The organism is Kitasatospora sp. GAS204B (assembly GCF_029892155.1).
Taxonomy (GTDB): Bacteria; Actinomycetota; Actinomycetes; order Streptomycetales; family Streptomycetaceae; genus Kitasatospora.
Genome location: NZ_JARZAG010000008.1, coordinates 297,744 through 317,508 on the forward strand (window position 1 = coordinate 297,744; position 19,765 = coordinate 317,508).

A 19,765-nucleotide genomic window follows, 5' to 3' on the forward strand; every position below is an offset into this window, starting at 1 on the left:
GTGCCCGGCCACGCCTCGTCGCGCGGCCGGGTACCCGCCCTCGTCCCCCGCAGGCCGTCACCGCAAAGGGAGTCCCCGCGCATGGCTCGCGCCCGTTCCATTCCGTACCTGCAGGCTGCCGGGCTGCTCGCGGCCGTCGGCGTGCTGGCCACCGGCTGCTCGCAGTCCGCCACGACGTCGGCCAGGCCCGTGCCGGCCGGGGCTCCGACCGGCTCCCCGGCGGCCGGCTCAACGCCGTTACCCCGTCCGGCCGTCGGGGCGATCCCCGTGCTCGACAGCACCGTCGACAAGTCCATGCCGATCGAGCAGTACCTGTTCACGGCCGACCAGACCGAGCAGGTGACCGAAGCCCGGGGCCGGCTGACCGTGCAGTGCATGCAGCGCTACGGCCTGACGTACACGCCGCCGCCGCTGTCGCAGTCGTCCGGACCGGGTGGTCAGGCGACGCACCGGTACGACGTGGTCGACCCGGCGAACGGCTACCGGCCGCCGAAGCCTGCCGAGGCCAAGCCCACCCCGCCACCCCAGCTGCGCCCCGCGGAGCTCACGGTGCTGGCCGGTACCGGCCCGGCCGGTACCGAGCCGATCACCAGCTACCGCGGCCTGCCCATCCCCAAGGGCGGCTGCCTCGGTGAGGTCGACGCCAAACTCACCGCGAACGGCGGGGCGGTGACCGACGACCCGCTGGCAATCAGCATCAACTTCGACAACTACCGGCGGTCGATGGCGGACGACACGCTGCAGGCCGCCTTCCACCAGTGGTCGGCCTGTATGAAGATCAAGGGTTTCACCTATCCGACGCCGACCGACGCCATGGGCGACAAGCGGTGGAAGGGCACGGCCACGGCGTCCGCCGAGGAGATCGCGACCGCCACCGCGGACGCCTCCTGCCGGCAGCAGGCCAACATCGTCGGAACCTGGTTCACAGTCGAGTCCGCCTACGAGGAGCAGGCGATCCAAGCCGACCTCGACAAGCTGAACCAGGTCAAGCAGGGCATCGCGGCTGTCCTCAAGAACGCCGCCGTCGCCAACGGTGGCGGCTCTCTCTGACCCACCACCACGGTCGTCACCGCTCTGCCGGCGCCGGCCATGGCGCTGACCGCCCCGCTGCGCCGCGCTCGGGTTGGTTGTCGATGGCTGCTCCGTACACCAGGTCCGTGCCGAGTCGGGTCGGGGCGTGGTGGACCGTCTGGCCGTTGCGGACGGTGGCGATGAGGCCGGACTCGCGTAGGACGGTGGCGTGTCGGGAGGCGGCTGCAGCCGATACTCCGAGGATCGCCGCGAGCCGCCCGGTGGTCAGGGCCGGCGTCCTGACCACGGCGACCACTGCCGCCGCCCTTGTTGCCCCCAGGAGCGACACCAAGGCCTGGGCCGGAGCCTGGAGTTCGGGGTCGGGTGTGATGGCGGCGGCGGTCGTGGGGTAGATGACCGTCACCGAGTCGGCCAGCGGGTCGAACATGATGCGGCTGGCCAACGCCGTGGGCTGGAAGATCAAGGGACGCCGTTCGAGGGACTCTTCCGCGTCGACGAGGGTGTTCAGGAGCAGTCGCCGACCGTCCCAGCGGATCGACGGATGCAACGAGCTCAGCATGTCGTCGATACCGCCGATCGCCGCACGGACTTCTGCCCTGGCTGATGCGGTGGCGACGACCGAGGTGATTCGTCGACGGTAGGGGTCCAGGCCCGTGACGCGGAAGCTGGTGAGTATGCGGTTCAGCGCGCTCACCGCGCCCGAATGTCCGTCGGCGAGGGCACGCGTGAACGGAGTCAAGGCGCCGGATCGGGCCAGGTCCCGCAGATGAGCGGTGGCCGGTGGGGACTCAGGGTCGATCCCTGACGGTGTCGCGTGGGCGACCTGATCGAAGAACGCCGGAATGTAGAGACTCGTGTACAGGTCGAACAGTCCGCTGTGGTTGGGGTTCCAGCCTCGGGCAACCTCCAGCCGCCACGCCGCCAGCCGCCGGTCGGCGGTCCGGTCGGCCAGTTGAGCCCCGCCCAGCGCGAGCTCGTACCCGAAGTCAGGCGCGTCGGCGACCCGCAACCGCTCCAGGTCATCCGTCGACAGACCGATCCGTATCAACCTGGCATCCCCCCGGGTCAATGTGCTGGCGAGTCGGCCTCAGACCCTTTGCATGCTGACGCAAAGGCCTGGCCGTTGGCGCAGTGGCAGTCGATCGTTGAACCACGTCTCGATACAGGCGAGGTCCGCCATTTCGACAACTGCGGACCGCAGTCCCCGTGTTGTGACCTCCTGCAAGCCGTTCGTCGGGAGACTACCTGGGCCCTGATGAGTGGACAACAGGGTTAGGGAGGCCAGCGCCCTTGCCAGTGCGCCTGGTTGCTGCCCGTAACGGCTGAGGAACCACCACCCACGGGCGAGGCGAACGCTGCCCCAGATCGAGACCCTCAGGCCCAAGCCACTCCCGGCGCACAGTCATCCCAAGGAACAGAGGAATGATCGATTTATCGAGCGGAACACTGGACAGCGGGAAAGGCCATGCCGGCACCGCGCCCTGGTTGGTCGACGACGAGACCTGGGCCGCGATTGAACCGCTCCTGCCTTCCTGGCCCGGGCGGGGGCCCGGCCCCAGGCCGGTGGACGACCGGCGGTGCCTGCAGGGGATCCTGTTCGTCCTGTGCACGGGCATCGCCTGGCAGCATTTACCGCTGGAACTCGGCTTCGGCTCCGGACAGACCTGCTGGCGCCGACTGTACCGGTGGACCGCGGCAGGAGTCCTTCCCCGGATCCACGGCATCCTGCTCAGCCGGCCGCACACCGCGCGGCGGATCAACTGGACGCGCACGGCCGTGGCCGCCCCCGGTCCACAGCCGGCCCCGGACCGGCGTCCCCGCAGGTCGTGACCATCACGTATGCCGGTGCGGGGCAGGCGACTTGCGGGTGGTCGGCCGCAGTGGCTCGCAATGATCGTTGCGTATACGGCGGGCGCGGCTTACGGCTTGCGCGCCAGGCCCGCGTAGGCCATCACCTCGTGGTCCGCCAGTACCGGCCCGTCGTCCAGCTCCGGGTGCCAACGGTTGATCAGCACCACGCCGGGGTCGTCCAGTTCCAGGCCGGCGAAGAACCGCTCGATCCCGGCGCGGGGGCGCAGGTGGTTCTCGATGCCCGCCTCGCGGTAGCGCCGGGAGGCGATCTCGGCCTGTTCGGGCGCGGAGTCGGCGGTGCCGGCGGTCAGGGCGAGGAAGCTGCCGACCGGGAGCACGTCCAGCAGGTGGGCGACCAGTGGGAGGACGGCCTCGTCGGAGAGGAAGTGCACGATGTTGATCAGCGTCAGTGCCACCGGCTGGCTCAGGTCCAGGGTGTCGAGCAGCGCCGGCTCGACGAGCAGCTTCTCGGGGTCGCGCAGGTCGCAGTCGATGTACGCGGTGCGGCCCTCGGGCGTGCTGGTGAGCAGGGCGCGTGCGTGGGCGAGCACGATCGGGTCGTTGTCCACGTAGACGACCCGGGCGGCCGGGGCGACGCGCTGGGCGATCTCGTGCAGGTTGGGCGCGGTGGGGATGCCGGTCCCGACGTCGAGGAACTGGCGGATGCCATGCACCTCGGCCAGCCGGCGGGTCATCCGGTGCATGACGGCGCGGGCCGCGCAGGCGGCGGCGCGGGAGTTGGGCCACTCCGCGATGATCCGGTCACCGGCCTCGCGGTCGACGGCGAAGTTGGTCTTCCCACCCAGCATGTAGTCGTACACGCGCGCCGGGTGCGCCCGGTCGGTCTGCAGATCGACCGCCGGTATCCGGTCCTGCTGGGTCGGCCTCATCCAGGAGGCAACCTCGAACTGCTCCACCCCACACCCTCCACCGTAGTTCTCGGACCAACTCAACCACAGTGCATGATGGGACGTCAGCAGAGACCCCGCCGGATGGCCGGAACGGCCGGCGCCCCCGGGCCGCCCCTGCTCAGCGCGGTCGGACCGGCGCCGGACCCGGAGTGGCCGACCATCGATCCCCTCTCTGTCAGACCTGGATGAATTCAGCCAGGTCCCGCTCGATGGCCGCCTTCGGCTTGGCACCGACGATGGTCTTGACGGCCTCCCCGCCCAGGAAGACGGTCATTGTCGGGATGGACATGATCCCGTACTTCGCGGCAGTCGTCGGGTTCTGGTCGATGTTGAGCTTGACGATCTCGATCTGGTCGCCGTGCTCCGCCGCGATGGCCTCCAGGCTCGGGGCGATCTGCCTGCACGGGCCGCACCACTCTGCCCAGAAGTCGACCAGGACCGGCTTGTCGCTCGTGAGGACATCCTCATCGAAACTCGTGTCGGTAACCGCCTTCAGCGCCACTGTGCCTCCCGATCTCGGTGAATTTCTGCTGCGGATCCATCCCCCGACCTGTGCCCCGACCAAACCTGCAGCACACCCTTCAGCGGAATGCCGTCGTCCTCCTACTCTTGCGCACCGCCTCCTCACACTGACAGGCTCTGTCCGTGATCGGGACACGCGCGTCGATTCCCTCGAGGATCGACGAAAACACGTGGTGGACAGGGGGTTTGACCCCAGGTCAGCCACGGTCCGCGCAGCCTCCCGACTGGGCCGCGTTCGTCGAGCAGGCCATCGAGGCGGCCCCGCCGACGGCTGGGCGACGCGTTGCCGAGTTGCCGGGGACGGCCGGATTCGCCGTGATCCTGGCGCCGCTGGCCGAGTTGGCCGCCGACCGGTTGGCGGTCGAGGTGACCGAGATCGGCGGGGTGGATCTCCCGGCGGTGCGCGGCGGGTTCGTCGATCGGCTCGCGCGGCGGCTGGCTCAGGTTGCCGCCCGCACGCTGGTTCTGGAGCTCAACGTCGCCAGGGTGGCCGGGAGTCTCGTCGGTGACACATCATCAGATCGATTCGACGACTTCGTCCGGCAGGCCTCTGGGCGCCCCGGTCTCTCCCGTCTCTTCAGCGAATACGTCGTGCTCGCACGGTTGTTGGCGCAGGCGTCGCTGCGGGCCGGCGCGGCGACGGCCGAGCTGCTCGGCCGGTTCGGCGACGACCGGGCGCTGATCGTCGACGGGCTGCTGGCGGGCCGCGACCCGGGACCGCTGGTCGAGGTGGAGAGCGGGGTGGGCGACGGCCACCGGCAGGGGCGGAGCGTCTCGGTGCTGCGCTTCGCCTCCGGCGCCCGGGTGGTGTACAAGCCGCGATCGCTCGCCGCGCACGGGCATTTCAACGAGGTGGCGCGGTGGCTCGACGCCCGCCTCGGGCGGCGGGAGCTGCGGACCCTGGCGCTGCTGGAGCGGCCCGGGTACGGGTGGGTGGAGTTCGTCGAGCAGCGGCCCTGCACCGCGCCGCGGCAGGTCGAACGCTTCTACTTCCGCCAGGGCGTGCTGCTCGCGCTGCTGCACGCCCTGGATACCACCGACGTCCACCACGAGAATCTGATCGCCTGCGCCGACGATCCGGTCCTGGTCGACCTGGAGACCCTGTTCCATCCGGTTCCCCCCGTCGTGCCGGTCGCGGACCCGGCCGCGCGCGTGTTGGCGTCCTCGGTGTACCGGACCGGGCTGCTGCCCCAGCTGCGGCTGGGCGACGAGACCGCGTGGGACATGTCCGGGCTCGGCGCCGACAAGGACACGGCGCTGCCCTTCGCGGGGGTCGAGTTCGCGGCGGCGGGTACCGACGAGATGCGGCTGGTCCGCCGGCCCCGGGTGTTCGCCGGCGCGCGGAACCGGCCGGTCCTCGATGGGCGGGAGGCGGACCCGGCCGCGTTCACCGAACCGCTGCTCGCCGGGTTCCGCACGGGCTACCGTACGATCGCCGCCCATCGGGACGAACTCACCGGCCCGTTGGGCCTGCTGCACCGCTTCGCCGAGGACGAGGTGCGGGTGGTGCTGCGCTCCTCGAACGGCTACGCGCGGCTGCTGGAGGAGTCGAGCCACCCCGACGTGCTGCGTGACGCGGCCGAGCGGGACCGGCTGCTGGAGCTGATCCGCGCGGAGTCGATCGGCAACGCCCTGCTGACCCGGGTCGCCGAGGACGAGATCGCCCAACTCTGGGACGGCGACATCCCGCTGTTCACCAGCCGGCCGGGGACGGCGGACCTGTGGAACGGCCGGGGCGACCGGCTGGCCGGGGTGCTCGGCACTCCCGGCCTGCGCCGGGCAATCGACAAGATCGACGCGATGGACGCGGCGGACAAGGCAGACGGGACGGACGGGACGGACGAGACGGACCGGCGCGGCCAGGAGTGGATCATCCTGGCGACGATGGCCGCGCGGTCCACGGGGCTCGGCGACTCGATCGGCAGACGGTCCACCGCACGCGTACGTTCCGGGCCGACCTGCGGCGCACCGGACCCCGATCGACTGCTCACCGCCGCCTGCCGGATCGGCGACCAACTGGTCGCGCTGGCCCACCAGGACGAGCACCGGACCAACTGGCTGGGCCTGGAACTGCTCGATCAGCGCTACTGGCGCCTGGGGCCGCTGGGCGCCGATCTCGCCGACGGGTACGGCGGAATCGCCCTGTTCCTCGCGCAGTTGAGCCGGATCACGGGCTCGGCGCGCTACGCGGAGCCGGCCCGGCAGGCGCTGCGCCCGGTGCCCGGTCTGCTGGCGGCGCTGGCCGAACACCCCGACCAGCTCGGCTACGTCGGCACCGGCGGGTTCGCCGGGTTGGGCGGGATCGCGTACGCCCTGACCCAGGTGGCCACTGCGCTGGACGACGACGGGATCGGCGCCTGGGTCGAACCCGCGGTCCAGCTGATCAGCACGGCCGTCGGAGCTGATCCAGAGTCAGGAGTGTTCACCGGCAAGGCCGGTGGCCTGGCCGCGCTGCTCGCCGTGCACCGGGCCACCGGGTCAGCCGCGGCCTGGCAGGCGGCGCAGGCCTGCGCGGACCGGCTGGTCGAGCGCCCGCTGCCGGCCCGGACCGGGTTCGCCTTCGGGTCGGCGGGCATCGGGTGGGCGTTGCTCGCGTTCACCGCGGCCGGCGGCGGCCCGCGCTTCACGGACGCCGGCTTGGCGGCGTTGCGGTCAGCGGCGTCGCGGTCAGCGGTGGCACCGCGGGCCGAGGAGCCGCAATCCGAGCCGGGGAGCGATGATCTGTCCTGGTGCCACGGGCTGGCCGGCCTGGCGCTGGCCGTTGCCGACAGCCCGCTCGCGGCCGCCGACCCGCAGCTGGCGCCGGTACTGGACCGGGCGCTGCGCGGCATCACGGCGAGCGACCCGCCGGCCGACCACAGCCTGTGCCACGGCGAACTCGCCGTTCTCGAACTGCTCCACGTCGCCGCCCCCTCCCCCGAGGCCGCCGCGGTCGCCGAGGCCGCGCTGGCCAGGCGGGCGGGCAGGCTGCTGGCCGCCCTCGAACACGACGGCCCGCGCTGCGGCACCCCCGGCGCGGTGCCCCACCCGGGACTGCTCACCGGCCTGGCCGGCATCGGGCACGGCCTGCTGCGCCTCGGCTTCGCCGACCACGTACCGTCGGCGCTGCTGCTGCGGCCGCCGGCTGCCAATCGGCCGTCCGGAGCGCGGCCATGACCACCGAGATGAACCGGAACCAACCCAGATGGATCACCCCGGATCAACCGACTCAAGGAGACCGAGAGCCCATGCACAGGGAAGAACTCGTCCGCTCGTGGAAGGACCCGAGGGCGCGTCAGGGCGGCCACGGCGAACACCCCTCCGGTGAGATCGCGTTGGGCGGCGGCGGCGCTCTCGGTCGGCGCGCGGCGCTGCTGTCCGGTGCGCCGGCCGCGCCCGGCCTCGGCCACGCCGGCAGTGTCAGCACCGACACCGACACCTACACCTCCCCGTAAGCCAGCCCACAGTGCGGTGTGATCGGTCACCAGCGGCTGCCAAGGCCGTCGGATAGCCTGCGGACATGCGGACCACCTCTCCGATCACCGTCGGCCGTGCTGGTGAACTCGCCATGCTCGACTCCGCGTTGACCGACGTTCGCGCACGTCAGGGCCGTGCGGTGTTCCTGCTCGGCGAGCCGGGGATCGGCAAGTCCCGGCTGGCGGGGGAATGCGCGCAGCAAGCCGGCGCGCTCGGCATGCCGGTGCTGCGCGGGCGGGCCGGAGCGGGCGGGACGGGCACCCCGTTCCGCCCGCTCCGCGAGGCGCTGGCCTCCCGGTTCCGGCTCGGCAGGCCGCCCGCCGACCCGGAGTTGGAGCCCTACCGGCCCGCGCTCGCCCGGCTGGTGCCGGAGTGGCGGACCGCCGAAGGCCCGGACGGGCACGGGTGCGTGGTCGAACTGGCCGAGGCGCTGCTGCGGCTGCTGGCCCTGGTCGGCCGGGCCGGCGGCTGTGTCCTGGTGCTGGAGGACCTGCACGACGCCGACCCGGAGACCACCGCCGTCCTGGAGTACCTGGTCGACAACGTCGCCGAGGTGCCGGTGCTGCTGCTGGCCACGCTGCGGCCCGAACCGGGGCCCGGCCGCGACCTGGTACGGGCGGCCGAGCGACGGCGCGGGGCCACCGTCGCCGAGCTGCTGCCGCTGGTCGCCGACGAGGTCAGGGCGCTGGCCGCCGGCTGCCTGGAGACGGCGGCCGTGGCCGTCCCGGACGCCGTGGTGGACCGGCTGGTCGCCGACGGGGACGGCAACCCGTACCTGGCCGAGGAGTTGCTCGGCGACCTGGTGGGCTCCGGCGCGCTGCGGCACGGCGAGCGCGGCTGGCAGGTGGTCGGCGAGCTCGGGCCGAGTGTGCCGGCCACGATCGTGCAGTCCTACGACCACCGGCTCGGGCTGCTCGGCGCGCAGGTGCGCGAACTGCTGCTGATCGGGGCCTGCCTGGGTCCCCGGTTCTGCGTCGACACCGTGCAGCTCATCACCGGCCACGACGACCGGAGCATGTTCGCCGGCCTGCGCAGTGCCGGCGAGGCCGACTTCATTGTGCCCGACCCTGCCGCCCCCGGCTGGTACGCGTTCCGCCACGCGCTCACCGCCGAGGCGCTGCTGGCCACCGTGCCGCCGCTGGAACGGGCGGCGCTCGCCCGGCACGCCGCCACCGAGCTGGAGCGGGCCGACCCCGAACTGCGCGACGACCACTGCCAACTGGCCGCCGATCTGCGCCTGGCGGCCGACGATCCGGGCGGTGCGGCCGTCCACTACGCCGAGGCCGGACGCCGGGCCCTGGCGGCCGGTGCGTCCGGCTCGGCCGTGGCCCTGCTGGAGCGCGCGCAGCAGCTCGCGGCCGTGCCGGACCGGACGGCCGTGACGGAGTCGCTGATCGACGCCCTGGCCGAGGCCGGCCAGCTCGGCCAGGCACTCACCCTGGTGACCGCGCTGCCGCCGGCCGGGGCCGCGTCCCTGGGCGTCGGCCGCCGGCTCGCCCTGCACACGCGGCTGGCCTGGTGCGCGGTGACGGCCGAGCGCCCGCAGGAGGCGGCCGCCCAGGTGGCGGCGGCCCGGGCGCTGCTCGACGACGGCGCCGCACCCGAGCAACGTGCCCCGCTGGCCGCGGTCGAGTCGCATCTGGCCCTGCTCCCCGGGCCGGGCGACCCGCAGGCCCGGCAGGCCGACGCCGAGCGGCTGGCCCGGCAGGCGGCGCAGGTGGCGCAGCGGGTGCCGCTGCCCGTGGTGGCCTGCCAGGCCTGGCAGTTGCTCGCCCTGCTGGCACGCGAGCAGGGCTTCGACCACGCCGACAGCTACCTGATCCGGATGCTGGAGGTCGCCGAGACCCACGGTCTGGGCAGCTGGCGGGTGGAAGCGCTCCTGCGCCTGGGCATGAACGAATGCATGCGGACCGGCGAGCCGCACCGGCTCGACCAGGCCCGCCAGGCCTCGCTCCAGCTCGGTTCGGTGCGCGTGACGCAGAGCGCCGAGGGCGCGCTGGCGATGAACGCGGTGCTGCGGGGCGAGCCGCAGGCGGCGCGGGAGATCATCGACCGCTGCCTGGGCGCCACCGCGCGTCTGGGCAACCTCGCCACCCACCGCTACCTGCTGCTGACCGCCGCCACGCTCGCGGCGCACCAGGGCCGTCGTCGGGAGATGGAACGCGAGCTGCTGGCGTTCAGCCAGATCGGCGGTGAGGACTTCTTCCTGATGCCGGTGCTGCTCGGGCTGTGCCGGGCGATCTGCGCGTTGCTGGAGGAGGACCGGCCGCTGGCCACGGCCGAGTTGGCGGCGGCCAGGGACTGGGAGCGGCGCAACCCCAACGTCTACTACCTGGCCGGGCAGCACGGCCTGCACCCGCTGCTGGAGGTGCTGGCCGGCGAGGCGGGCTGGGACCGGTACCAGGAGGTCGAGGCCGGCCCGGCCGCTCCGCTCACCTGGAACGGCCAGTTCCTGCTGCTCGCCCGGGCCGTGCTGCTCGGCCGGGACGGGCGGGGCGAGGAGGCCGAGCAGGCCGTCGCCGCGGCCCAGCGATGCGCCGCGCTCTTTCCGATGGCCCGGCACCTGGGCCTGCGGCTGGTGGCGGAGGCCGCCGTGCGCGACGGCTGGGGTGACCCGGTGGCGTGGCTGCGGACGGCCGAGGAGTACTTCCACGCCCTCGACGTGCCGGCCGTGGCGCGCGCCTGCCGGACCCTGCTGCGGCAGGCGGGGGTCAGCGTGGCGCAGCACCGCGGCGGCCGGGACCGCATTCCGCCCGCGCTGCGCGCCGTGGGCGTCACGTTGCGCGAGTACGAGGTGTTCACACTGCTGGTCGAGGGACCGGGCAACCAGCAGATCGCCCGGGAGCTGTCCATCTCGCCGCGCACGGTGGAGAAGCACATGGCGAACCTGATCAGCAAGACCGGCTGCCAGGACCGCGCGGCGCTCTGCGAGTTGGCGGTCGAGAGCTGCGCGGCGGAAGGCGAACCGCAGGTCTGACCGGGGCTCGCTCGCTCAACGCGCGCCGGCCTGCGCCCCGACCAGCCCGACCAGCCCGACCGGTCCGCCCAGCCCGTCCATCGCTGCCGGCAGCGCCAGGGAGTCGGGCAGCCAGCTCCGGGTGCCGCCGTGCCGCAGCCGGAGCAGCGCGGCCAGCATGCCGGCCGTCCCGGTGCTGCAACCGGCCGTCACCTCGGTGCACGACTCGTCGGGGAGCAGCAACAGCCCGTCGCGCCGGGTGTGCCGGGCGTAAGCACAGGCCACGAGCTCGGCCGCCCAGCCGCGGTAGCGCGGTTCGTCCAGGACCGCGGCCAGGTCCAGCAGGAACTCGGCGTTGCCCGCCAGTCCGTGGCAGACCGCCGGCGAGAGCTGCCACCGGCGGCGGTGGACCTCCACGGCCGCCTGCTCCGCCAGCTCCCGGTAGCGCGGGTTGGCGGTGGCCTGCCAGAGCCTGCCGAGGAAGCTGCCGACCCCGGCGGATCCGCCGCACCAGTACGGTGGTTGGAAGGCGGGCCTGGTCGACGGCCGGGCGCCCGGGGCGCCGATCTCCTGGTCGTCCTTCGACCACCAGGCCGCGCCCGCCTCGACCTGGGCGGCCGCCACCAGCGTGTCGCCGGCCTGCCGGGCCAGCTCCACGAAGTCGTCCCGGCCGGCCGCCCGGCCGGCCAGCAGCAGGAAAGTGCCGATCCCGGCCACGCCGTTCCCGAACCCCAACTGGCGGGCGCCGGCCAGCGCGGAGTCGAAGTCGGCCGGGACCGGCCAGATCACCCCGGCACCGCCCTGCTCGGCGGCGGCCAGCAGCCCCTCGCCGACCTCGACCGTGCGGGCCAGGAAGTCCGGCTCGCCGGTGACCCGCCAGAAGTGCAGCTGGGTCAGGCCCGCGCCGGCCGCGCCGTGGCAGATGCCGGGGTTCGGCCAGCGCACCGGAAGCTGACGGGCCAGCTGCGAGGCGGTCTCCAGCAGCGTCCGGTCGGCCAGCAGCCGGGCCGCGTCCAGCAGGGCCCAGGCGGTGCCGGCGCGGCCGAAGTACAGTCCGGGCAGCTGCGGTTCGTCCAGTCGCAGCCGCCCGGTGATCCAGTCGGCCGCCTGGGCGACCCCGGAGCGCAGCCGCAGGTCCATCCGCATCCCGGCGGCGGCCGTCAGCACCGCCAGCACTCCGGCGGCACCGTGCTGCACGTTCAGCGGGTCGTTGCGGGCGGCGAACCCAACGGCTGGCCACAGCCGGGCCTGGCCGGTCGGCGTCATCGTCTCCAGCAGGTGGGTCAGCCCGTCGGCCAGCAGCTTCTCCTCGACCTCCTTCGACAGGACGGCAGGTGATGGACCGTCAGGTCCTGCGGCGCCGTCAGCCGGGTGTGCCGCTCGCAGCACGGCCAGGAACCCCCGCACCCGCTCCAGGCTCCACCGCTGGTCGGCGGCCTCGGCCGTCAGTCCGAGGATCAGCGGCCGCAGCGACCGGCCGCCCGGGTTGTCCGCGAGGGTCCGGTTCACCAGGTGGGCCAGCCGTTCGTCCGCCGAGCGGGCCACCGGCTGGTCCGCGGTGAGCAGGGGCTCGGCGCCGCTCGCGAGGTGGAAGAGGACGGCGCCGAGGCTGTAGAGGTCCGAACCGGGCTCCGGCGCGGGCCCGCTGGCCTCCGCGCCCACCACCTCGGGTCCGGTGTACCCCGGGGTGCGGGCGGGCTGCACCTGATCGCCGGGGCGGGCGACCGACTGCAGGTCGATCAGCCGGAGTTCGCCGTCGCCGGTGAGCATGAGGTTGTTCGGGTTCAGGTCACGCAGCACGTAGCCCGCCCGGTGCACCCGCTCGACCACCGCCACGATCCGCTCGGTCAGGTCCAGCAGCGCCTGTCGGGTCGGCTCCGGATGCGCGGTTGCCCAGCCGCGCAGCGTCTGCCCGTCGATCCGCTCCTGGACCAGGTAGAGGTGGCCGCCCTGGGTGAACACCCCGAGCGCCTCGGCGCAGACGCCGAGCGGGGTCAGCGCCGCGTGCATCCGTGCCTCGTGCTGCAGCAGGTCGCCGGCGTCCGCGCCGGTCAGCTTCGCCCCGACGTGGCGCCGGGCCTCCTTGATGACGACCGGACGCTCGGTGCCCAGCTCGGTGGCGAGGTACACCCCGCCCTTGTACGCGTGCCGGATCGCCTTGTGCACCACGTAGCGACCGTCCAACAGCACCGCGCCAGGCCGGATCGTGGCCTCAGGGTGCACGGGTAGCGGCGACCGCGCCCAGGCCGGCGGGCTGAACCAGGCCTGGCGACGGTCCCGGACGAAGCCGCCGTCGGGAGCCCGCAGCATCGGCTCGACCGTGCCGTCGTTGCCGAGCCGGGTCACCCCGTGGAAGACGCCGTAGCGGTAGTGCACCAGACTGCCGGGACGGTACGGCCGGTCGGACAGGATGCCCGGCCCGGGCAGCCCGCGGGTGACCCGGTCGAGCTCCTCGGCCAGCCGGCGGAAGTGGTCGTCGTCGTCCGGGTAGACCGTGATGAACTTGCCGCCGCCACCCCGGTCGTAGCGTGCGGAGACCAGCTCGGCCACCCGGCCCAGGGTGCCCGCGAACCTGAACGACGCCCGCTCCGCGACCAGCACCTCGGCGGCTTGGGCCAGCACCACCGGCGCGGCGAGCGGGGTGGCCGACACGTGCAGCTTCCACCCCTGTGCTCGCGGGCTGTGCCCCCCGGGCACCACCCGGCACCAGAACTCCCCCGGGTCGACCTCCCAGCCGAACGCGCCCTGCCGGCGCAGCGCCGACCTGACCAGGCCCGGGAGCAACTCGCCGTCCTCCTCAGGTGGTCCACTCCGGGTCGCGCTCGAACCTGTCATCGCCGGGCCTCCGTTGCCGGGGAGGGAGCAGCGGCTGGGCCCTGCTCCGGGTGCGTCGACCATGCTTCCGGCGCTCGGCGGTCGTTGCATCAGGGCGGCACGCGTAGGTTCCGGCGGCCGACCCCACCCATCCTGCCGGGTGGCCCCCACCATCGGCCTGTTCTCACCCTGCGCCTCCGGCATGCGGTGACGAGGGCGGGTTTCACGTGAACGTCGGGGCGACACCGGTCAGGGCACAGCTGGCCGTCCAGAGGTGCGCCGCGGTCGTGGTGTCGGCCAGCTGGTTCCAGAGGGGTTCGCTCCTGGGCCTGCCGCGCAGCCCGAACACGCGGGGGCCCCACAGCTGGCCGCCACGCACGTCCGGGTCGAGCACGGCGCGCACGGTGGGCCAAGCGGCGGCTTCCTTGCCCTGGACGAGAAGGCCGAGCGGTAGGCCGCGCAGCCGCTCGCCGGCAGTCCGGACCTGAACCGGCGGCCGCGAGGGGGTGAGGGAGTCGAGCGCGCCGCCGGGATGTACGACCACGCTCAGCGTGGTGCTGCCGGCAGCGCCCAGGCGGCGGTCGAGCTCGAGAGCGAAGTACATCTGGGCCAGTTTCGACCGCGCATAGGCGCGCTTGGGCTGGTAGTCATGCGTGCTCTGGAGATCGTCGAGGTCCAGGCGTTCGGACTTGGCCGCGAAGCTGCCCGTGGTGACGATCCGACTTGCCGGGGTTGCCATGAGCAGGGGGGTCAGCCAGTGGGTGAGTGCGAAGTGCCCCAGGTGGTTGGTTGCGAACATCAGCTCCTGGCCGGCCTTGGTCTCACGGCGCGGCGGCTGGTCGAGCGCCACGCCGGCGTTGTGGACGACCGCGTCGAGGCGGTCGAGTTCGAGCGCGTCCACAGACGTCCTGAGCGATGCGAGATCGGCCAGGTCCAGCGGCAGATGCCGCACCTGGGCGCCGGGGACGCGTGAACTGATCGAAGCGATCGCGGCTTTGGCCTTCGTCTCGTCGCGGCTGCCGAGGACGACCGTGGCCCCGGTGCCGGCGAGCTGCTCGGCGACGAAGTACCCGATGCCCGCGTTGCCGCCGGTCACCAGGAAATTCCTGCCCTCGGCGCGAGGCAGCCGTTGGACGTCCCACGTCGGGGCCTTGGGTACGGAGGGCATGGCGGGCTCCCGGAGCTCGGAGTGATCTGGCGGCGGGCCGGCGCACCTTCACAACCGGTCCGGCTCAGTCCCTACGGTCCCGGAGGCCACTCACATCCCACCGACAGGTCGCTGTCCCCACTGACAGCCGACCGACATGGCGCGGGCCCATCATCCGTCGCGGCCGCTCTCCGTACCCGGCACAGGTGACCCCGCTGAGAAGCGGCACCGAATCCGATCACTCCGTCACGGGCACGCATTCGGCGAGCAGGTCGACGACGTCGCGCCAGGCTCGCTGCGCGTGCCGTGGGTGGTAGCCGACGCCGGGGAGCACGGTGTGGTCGACCGGCGGGTGGTGGAAGGCGTGCAAGGCGCCGCCGTAGACCGTGAGGCGCCAGTCGACGCCTGCGGCCTGCATTTCGGCGGTGAACGCGTCCCGTTGCGCGGGCGGCATGATCGGGTCTTCCGACCCGACCCCGGCCCACACGGGGCAGCGGATGCGCGCCGCCTCGCCCGGTCGGCCCGTGGTCAGTGCGTTGACCGTCCCGATCGCGCGCAGGTCGACGCCGTCGCGCCCGAGTTCCAGCCCGATCGCGCCCCCGGTGCCGTAGCCGACGGCGGCGATCCGGTCGGGGTCGGTCCGCGGTTCGGCGCGCAACACGTCGAGCGCCGCGTGGCCGATACCCCGCATCCGGTCGGGGTCGGCGAGCAGCGGCAGGCAACGGGCAAGCATCTCCTGAGGGTCGCCCAAATAGCGCCCGCCGTGGAGGTCGAAGGCCAGCGCCACGTATCCCAGCTCGGCGAGTACATCGGCCCGGCGGCGCTCGACGTCGCTGAGCCCCATCCCCTCGGGCCCGACCAGGACCGCGGGCCGGCGGTCGACACCGGCCGGGAGCGCGAGGTGCCCGATCATCGTCAGGCCGTCGGCCGCGTATTCGACCGTGCGTGTGGTAACCGTCGTCATGAGACGGGACTGTAGTGATCGCCGGTCCCGGGCGGGCCGGTGTTCACCGCTGGCAGAACAGCGCGGGTGTGCCGCTGAACCACGGCGCCGGCTCGCCGCCCCGGCCAACTGTGGCAACGTCACCTGAGACCTGGTGGCAACTTCGTCCCCGACTCCGTCATCCACCAGAGACGCTCGCCACCTGAACGAATGAATCCAAGGGTGCCGCCTGCGGTTCGTGATCGCAGGCGGCACCGGATCGGCGGCATCATGAGTGGCTCCTGGAGTTGACGGTGGGTCGGCTCAGGTCCTCACCCGGGCGACCATCTCGTCGAGCGGACCGGAAGCCGTCCGGTAGGCGGTGGGCAGACGATGACGGCCGGGCTGAAGGGCCCGGCTCGGACGGGAGGCGCAGTGGGGATGTGGTGGAGAGGCTTCACGGTGGCGTTCAGTTGCCTGCTGGTCGCCGCAACGGCGCCGTACGCGCGGCCCGCCGCGGCGGACGCGGCGGACGCGCCGCGTCCCCCACAGACGGTGGTGGAGCCGCTGGTGACCGGGGACCCGTGCATGATCCAGAGCCGGGTGCGGCCGCACGGGCAGCAGGGCGACTTCGAGCTGGTGGTCTTGCAGGGCAATGACCTGGTCTTCTACTCGCACGACAATGCCGACGTGAACTATGCCTGGACCCGAGGTCCGGTCATCACCGACCGGGCCACGGGGCCCGGCTGCCTGATCGAGAGCGACTACACCACAGCCGGGCTGCCGAACCTGGAGGTCGTCGTGCCCGAGAGCGGGCGGCTCGTGCACTACTGGCGGGCCGGGACGGGCGGCCCATGGCACCAGGGCGCGACCTTCGGCTCGGGAATCTCCGATGACCGGCCCGCCATCGTCCAGAGCGACTTCCAGAGCGACGGGCACGGCCATCTCGAAGTCCTGGCACGGCAGGGCGACCAGCTGGCCGCCTACTGGCGAGACACCTCCTCCTGGCATCCGGCCGCGACGTTCGCCTCCGCAGTGTCGGGCGGCCCTGCCATGATCCAGGGCGGCTTCGGGGGAGACCACAAGAATTTCGAGGTGGTGGTACCGGTGGGTGGCCATCTCGAACACTGGTGGCACGACAACTCCGACGTGAACAAGCCCTGGCAGCCCGGGGGATCGTTCGCCTCCGGAGTGACGGGGTCACCGTCGCTGATCGAGAGCGGCTTCGGCGCGGGCGACCGGCCCGGCAACTTCGAGGTCGTCGTACCAGTGGGTGACCACCTCGAACACTGGTGGCACGACAACTCCGACGTGAACAAGCCCTGGCAGCCCGGGGGATCGTTCGCCCCAGGAGTGACGGGGTCACCGTCGCTGATCGAGAGCGGCTTCGGCGCGGGCGACCGGCCCGGCAACTTCGAGGTCGTCGTACCGGGACCGGCCGCCCCCGAGCCCCCGGACGACGCCCAGGTCGCGGGCGGCTTCTCCGGCAACGAACTGCAGCACTGGTGGCACGACAACTCCGACGTGAACAAGCCCTGGCAGCCCGGCTCCCAACAGATCGCCTACCGGGGACGCAGCGAGAAGGTGTGCCAGCTCACCGGCAACGTCGACAGCGAGCAGCACACGTTCACCACGAACCTCACCGGACTCCGGGCGAACGTGCAGGGCACCGACCTCGGCTACCCGGTGGATGACGGCTCGACGCTCACACTGCTGTTCGGCGACACCCATCCCGCCGCCATCGATGACGACAAGGAGAGCGGCTACGACGACGCGGTCGCGACCAGCCAGGACACGACACCGCCGAGCTACGCCTCCTGCCTGCATCTGACCTACCCGATCATGAAGACTTTCCCCACCCCCACATATCGGCCGGCCATCGTGGTCAACCCGTCGATCTACCAGGGGTACTTCAATGTGCCGTCGAGCGGCTTCGTCAGCGGAGGCCACCAGTACGTGATCTTCTGGACCAACCACTGCGCCGGGACAGGATCCTCCGACCCGAGCCACTGCGAGGACGGGCACCAACCGGGCGTCAACCAGTACGGCAACGCGGTGATGACCCGGTACGACCCGGTACTCGGCCTGTACAAGAACCTCTTCCAGCTCAACAGCCGGTTCACCTACACCGGAGCGCTGAACACCGAGAACATCGCGGCAGCGCCGACCCCGGACCCACGCGGCACCTACATCTGGGGAGTCGGACTCTACCGCTCCACCGACCCGATCATGGCCTATGCGCCGCCCGGGCCCGTCACCACCGACCTCAACTGGCGCTACCTGCACATCACCCCGAACGGGGCCCGGTCGTGGGTCAGCGACGTCAAGCTGGCCTCCGACATGTTCACGGACAGCCCGCAGCAGGACAAGTGCGTCGGCGAGTCGTCCATCTCCTGGGTCGCGCCGCTCAAGAGCTGGCTCATGCTCTACAACTGCGCGGGAAAGATCCAGGCAAGGCTCGCCGACTCCATCGCCGGGCCGTGGTCGGCGCCCTCCACCATCTTCGACCCCCAGGCCGACAACGGACTCTGCCACTTCATGCACGAAACGCAGCGGGACTGCGACCCCGTCGCGGACGGCGGCTGGAGAGGCGACCCGTACGCCCCCTACGTCCTCAGCCGCTTCACCCGCGCCGACCCGGCCGACCCTTACGCCGCCGACATCGACTACGTGATGTCCACCTGGGACCCCTACCAGACGGTCATCATGCATACGGTGATCACCAAGGGGCACCCCAACAACTGAGCGCCGCCAGCACGAGATGGGACGTCGGCCGGGCCGTAGCGGCGCATGGTGGTCAGCCGGCCATGGCGAGTTCGGTGCGGGTGCGGTGGATGAAGTCCGCGACACGGGCCTCCCCCTTCCAGGGGGAGAGCGCGGTGGTGAAGTCGCGCACGTAGTCGAGCGCGCGGGCGGACTGGACGCGGGCGAGGATGTCCACGGCCTGGTTGCCGAGTTCGAGTCCCTGGTCGAGGTCGCGGGCCTGAAGGTGGGTCATCGCGACCACGGTCATCCGCAGGCCGACGGACCGGGTGAACGTGCCGGGCGACATGGCGGCGGCCTGCCTGTTCCAGCCGAGGGCGGCCTTGGGGTTGTGCAGGTCCCGGTAGATCTCGGTGGCATCGGCGGACATCCGCGCGTGGTCGAAGTAGCCGATCCACGCGGGTTCCCTGTCGGTGCGGGCCCGGCCGAGCAGCGTTTCCGAGGCGGACAGGGCGGCAGCCACTGCGCGCGGGTCGCCCGCACGGCCGTGGGCCCTGGCCTCGATCAGCTTGGTGAACGCCAGCACCCGCGGCGCGGCCACGTCCCTGGCTCGCTCGAAAGCGCCCTGGGTCATGTCGATCGCCTCGCTGGTGTACCCCCGCAGCAGGGCTTGCAGGGCCATGGTGGTCAGGACGTAGCTGCCGAGTTCCACGTTGCCGCCGGCACGGGCGAGCCGCAGTGCCTGGATGAAATGGCGCTGTGCGGCGTCGTGCTGGCCGACGTCGAAGGCGGACCAGCCGGTGATGCGGGACAGCTCCGAGGTGACGGAGAACAGTTCCCGGCCGATCTGGTCGGTGAAGCTGCCGTTCAGCAGCGGTGCGGCGCGGTGCTTGAGGCAGTCGGTGATCGAACTGGCCTTCCAGTTCCCGCCGCCGTACTTGGAGTCCCAGCGCCTGGCCTCGTCAGCCGCGTCCCACAGTTCTTCGACATCGCGGCGCCCGACGCGGCGGCTGCCGCGCGCGGCCACGCCCGGGTCGGTCGGCCTGACGAGCCATCGGGTGACGGGGGTGGTGAACGCGGAGATGGCGAAGCTCGTACCGAGGAAGTCGCGGCGGTCCACGTTGCTCCAGAAGGTGGTGGCGACGCGCACCGCGTCGGCGGGGTCTCGTGCGCCCAACTTCCAAAGGTGAGGGGCCGACCCCATCTCGAGCTGGTTGACGCGATGGGCCGGCGCCGTGTGGCTGGCGCCGGAGGCATCGATGAGCCGGGACAGGTCCACGTTCGGCTGCCTGGTCCGGCGCTGGGACGCTGACACGACGGCGCTCCCTCGGGCTGATCCGTAAGAGGGAGCCCTAGCCTCGCGCTTTCACGGATGACGGAGACTGCTAGCAGGCGGTGAGGTGGGTTATCCCGCTGACCTGGCACGATGTGCTCCCGCTTCGAGACGGCAA

13 protein-coding genes are annotated in these 19,765 nt (G+C 72.3%); 6 read left to right on the top strand and 7 right to left on the bottom strand.

The features are described from left to right. Window positions 1–81 precede the first annotated feature (81 nt). Window positions 82–1,050, top strand: a complete 969-nt coding sequence (locus P3T41_RS14275; protein ID WP_280690181.1) for a hypothetical protein — start codon at window positions 82–84, stop codon at window positions 1,048–1,050. Window positions 1,051–1,066: 16 nt separating this feature from the next. Here P3T41_RS14275 and P3T41_RS14280 read toward each other — a convergent pair whose 3' ends face one another. Further along, the gene (locus P3T41_RS14280; RefSeq protein WP_280690182.1) at window positions 1,067–2,041 is read right to left on the bottom strand and encodes a helix-turn-helix domain-containing protein; all 975 of its coding nucleotides are present in this window, start codon (window positions 2,039–2,041) and stop codon (window positions 1,067–1,069) included. 413 nt (window positions 2,042–2,454) lie between these two features. Between P3T41_RS14280 and P3T41_RS14285 the strand changes: the two genes are divergently transcribed. Then, window positions 2,455–2,862 (top strand): transposase, encoded by a 408-nt coding sequence (locus P3T41_RS14285; protein WP_280690183.1) that lies wholly within the window; start codon window positions 2,455–2,457, stop codon window positions 2,860–2,862. A gap of 89 nt (window positions 2,863–2,951) precedes the next feature. Here the strand turns inward: P3T41_RS14285 and P3T41_RS14290 are convergent, their stop codons facing one another. After that, window positions 2,952–3,773, bottom strand: a complete 822-nt coding sequence (locus P3T41_RS14290; RefSeq protein ID WP_280690184.1) for an SAM-dependent methyltransferase — start codon at window positions 3,771–3,773, stop codon at window positions 2,952–2,954. 196 nt (window positions 3,774–3,969) lie between these two features. Continuing rightward, complete coding sequence (trxA, locus tag P3T41_RS14295) at window positions 3,970–4,296, bottom strand: thioredoxin (RefSeq protein WP_280690185.1); 327 nt, start codon at window positions 4,294–4,296, stop codon at window positions 3,970–3,972. 206 nt (window positions 4,297–4,502) lie between these two features. Here trxA and P3T41_RS14300 point away from each other — a divergent pair, with 206 nt between their 5' ends. The 3 genes from P3T41_RS14300 to P3T41_RS14310 all read left to right on the top strand — a co-directional run bounded on the left by P3T41_RS14300 (window position 4,503) and on the right by P3T41_RS14310 (window position 10,749). Continuing rightward, the gene (locus P3T41_RS14300) at window positions 4,503–7,472 is read left to right on the top strand and encodes a type 2 lanthipeptide synthetase LanM family protein (RefSeq protein WP_280690186.1); all 2,970 of its coding nucleotides are present in this window, start codon (window positions 4,503–4,505) and stop codon (window positions 7,470–7,472) included. Window positions 7,473–7,543: 71 nt separating this feature from the next. Beyond that, window positions 7,544–7,750: a hypothetical protein gene (locus P3T41_RS14305; protein WP_280690187.1), complete on the top strand. Its 207-nt coding sequence runs from the start codon at window positions 7,544–7,546 to the stop codon at window positions 7,748–7,750. Window positions 7,751–7,815: 65 nt separating this feature from the next. Then, the gene (locus P3T41_RS14310; protein ID WP_280690188.1) at window positions 7,816–10,749 is read left to right on the top strand and encodes a LuxR family transcriptional regulator; all 2,934 of its coding nucleotides are present in this window, start codon (window positions 7,816–7,818) and stop codon (window positions 10,747–10,749) included. Between the two features lie 15 nt (window positions 10,750–10,764). Here P3T41_RS14310 and lanL read toward each other — a convergent pair whose 3' ends face one another. The 3 genes from lanL to P3T41_RS14325 all read right to left on the bottom strand — a co-directional run bounded on the left by lanL (window position 10,765) and on the right by P3T41_RS14325 (window position 15,653). Then, window positions 10,765–13,563: a class IV lanthionine synthetase LanL gene (lanL, locus tag P3T41_RS14315; RefSeq protein ID WP_280690189.1), complete on the bottom strand. Its 2,799-nt coding sequence runs from the start codon at window positions 13,561–13,563 to the stop codon at window positions 10,765–10,767. A 202-nt stretch (window positions 13,564–13,765) separates the two neighbouring features. Beyond that, window positions 13,766–14,710 (bottom strand): SDR family NAD(P)-dependent oxidoreductase, encoded by a 945-nt coding sequence (locus P3T41_RS14320; RefSeq protein WP_280690190.1) that lies wholly within the window; start codon window positions 14,708–14,710, stop codon window positions 13,766–13,768. 217 nt (window positions 14,711–14,927) lie between these two features. After that, window positions 14,928–15,653, bottom strand: a complete 726-nt coding sequence (locus tag P3T41_RS14325; RefSeq protein ID WP_280690191.1) for a dienelactone hydrolase family protein — start codon at window positions 15,651–15,653, stop codon at window positions 14,928–14,930. Window positions 15,654–16,073: 420 nt separating this feature from the next. On the opposite strand from P3T41_RS14325, the gene P3T41_RS14330 reads away from it, so the two are divergent. Continuing rightward, window positions 16,074–18,356 (top strand): DUF4185 domain-containing protein, encoded by a 2,283-nt coding sequence (locus P3T41_RS14330; protein ID WP_280690192.1) that lies wholly within the window; start codon window positions 16,074–16,076, stop codon window positions 18,354–18,356. 52 nt (window positions 18,357–18,408) lie between these two features. Here the strand turns inward: P3T41_RS14330 and P3T41_RS14335 are convergent, their stop codons facing one another. Then, complete coding sequence (locus P3T41_RS14335) at window positions 18,409–19,629, bottom strand: sporulation protein (protein WP_280690193.1); 1,221 nt, start codon at window positions 19,627–19,629, stop codon at window positions 18,409–18,411. Between the last annotated feature and the right edge of the window lie 136 nt (window positions 19,630–19,765).

Coding starts and splice junctions, on each gene's coding strand:
- P3T41_RS14290 (WP_280690184.1), bottom strand. CDS start 3,773: ATGAGGCCGACCCAGCAGGACCGGATACCGGCGGTCGATCTGCAGACC.
- P3T41_RS14310 (WP_280690188.1), top strand. CDS start 7,816: ATGCGGACCACCTCTCCGATCACCGTCGGCCGTGCTGGTGAACTCGCC.
- P3T41_RS14320 (WP_280690190.1), bottom strand. CDS start 14,710: ATGCCCTCCGTACCCAAGGCCCCGACGTGGGACGTCCAACGGCTGCCT.
- P3T41_RS14275 (WP_280690181.1), top strand. CDS start 82: ATGGCTCGCGCCCGTTCCATTCCGTACCTGCAGGCTGCCGGGCTGCTC.
- lanL (WP_280690189.1), bottom strand. CDS start 13,563: ATGACAGGTTCGAGCGCGACCCGGAGTGGACCACCTGAGGAGGACGGC.
- P3T41_RS14325 (WP_280690191.1), bottom strand. CDS start 15,653: ATGACGACGGTTACCACACGCACGGTCGAATACGCGGCCGACGGCCTG.
- P3T41_RS14285 (WP_280690183.1), top strand. CDS start 2,455: ATGATCGATTTATCGAGCGGAACACTGGACAGCGGGAAAGGCCATGCC.
- P3T41_RS14305 (WP_280690187.1), top strand. CDS start 7,544: ATGCACAGGGAAGAACTCGTCCGCTCGTGGAAGGACCCGAGGGCGCGT.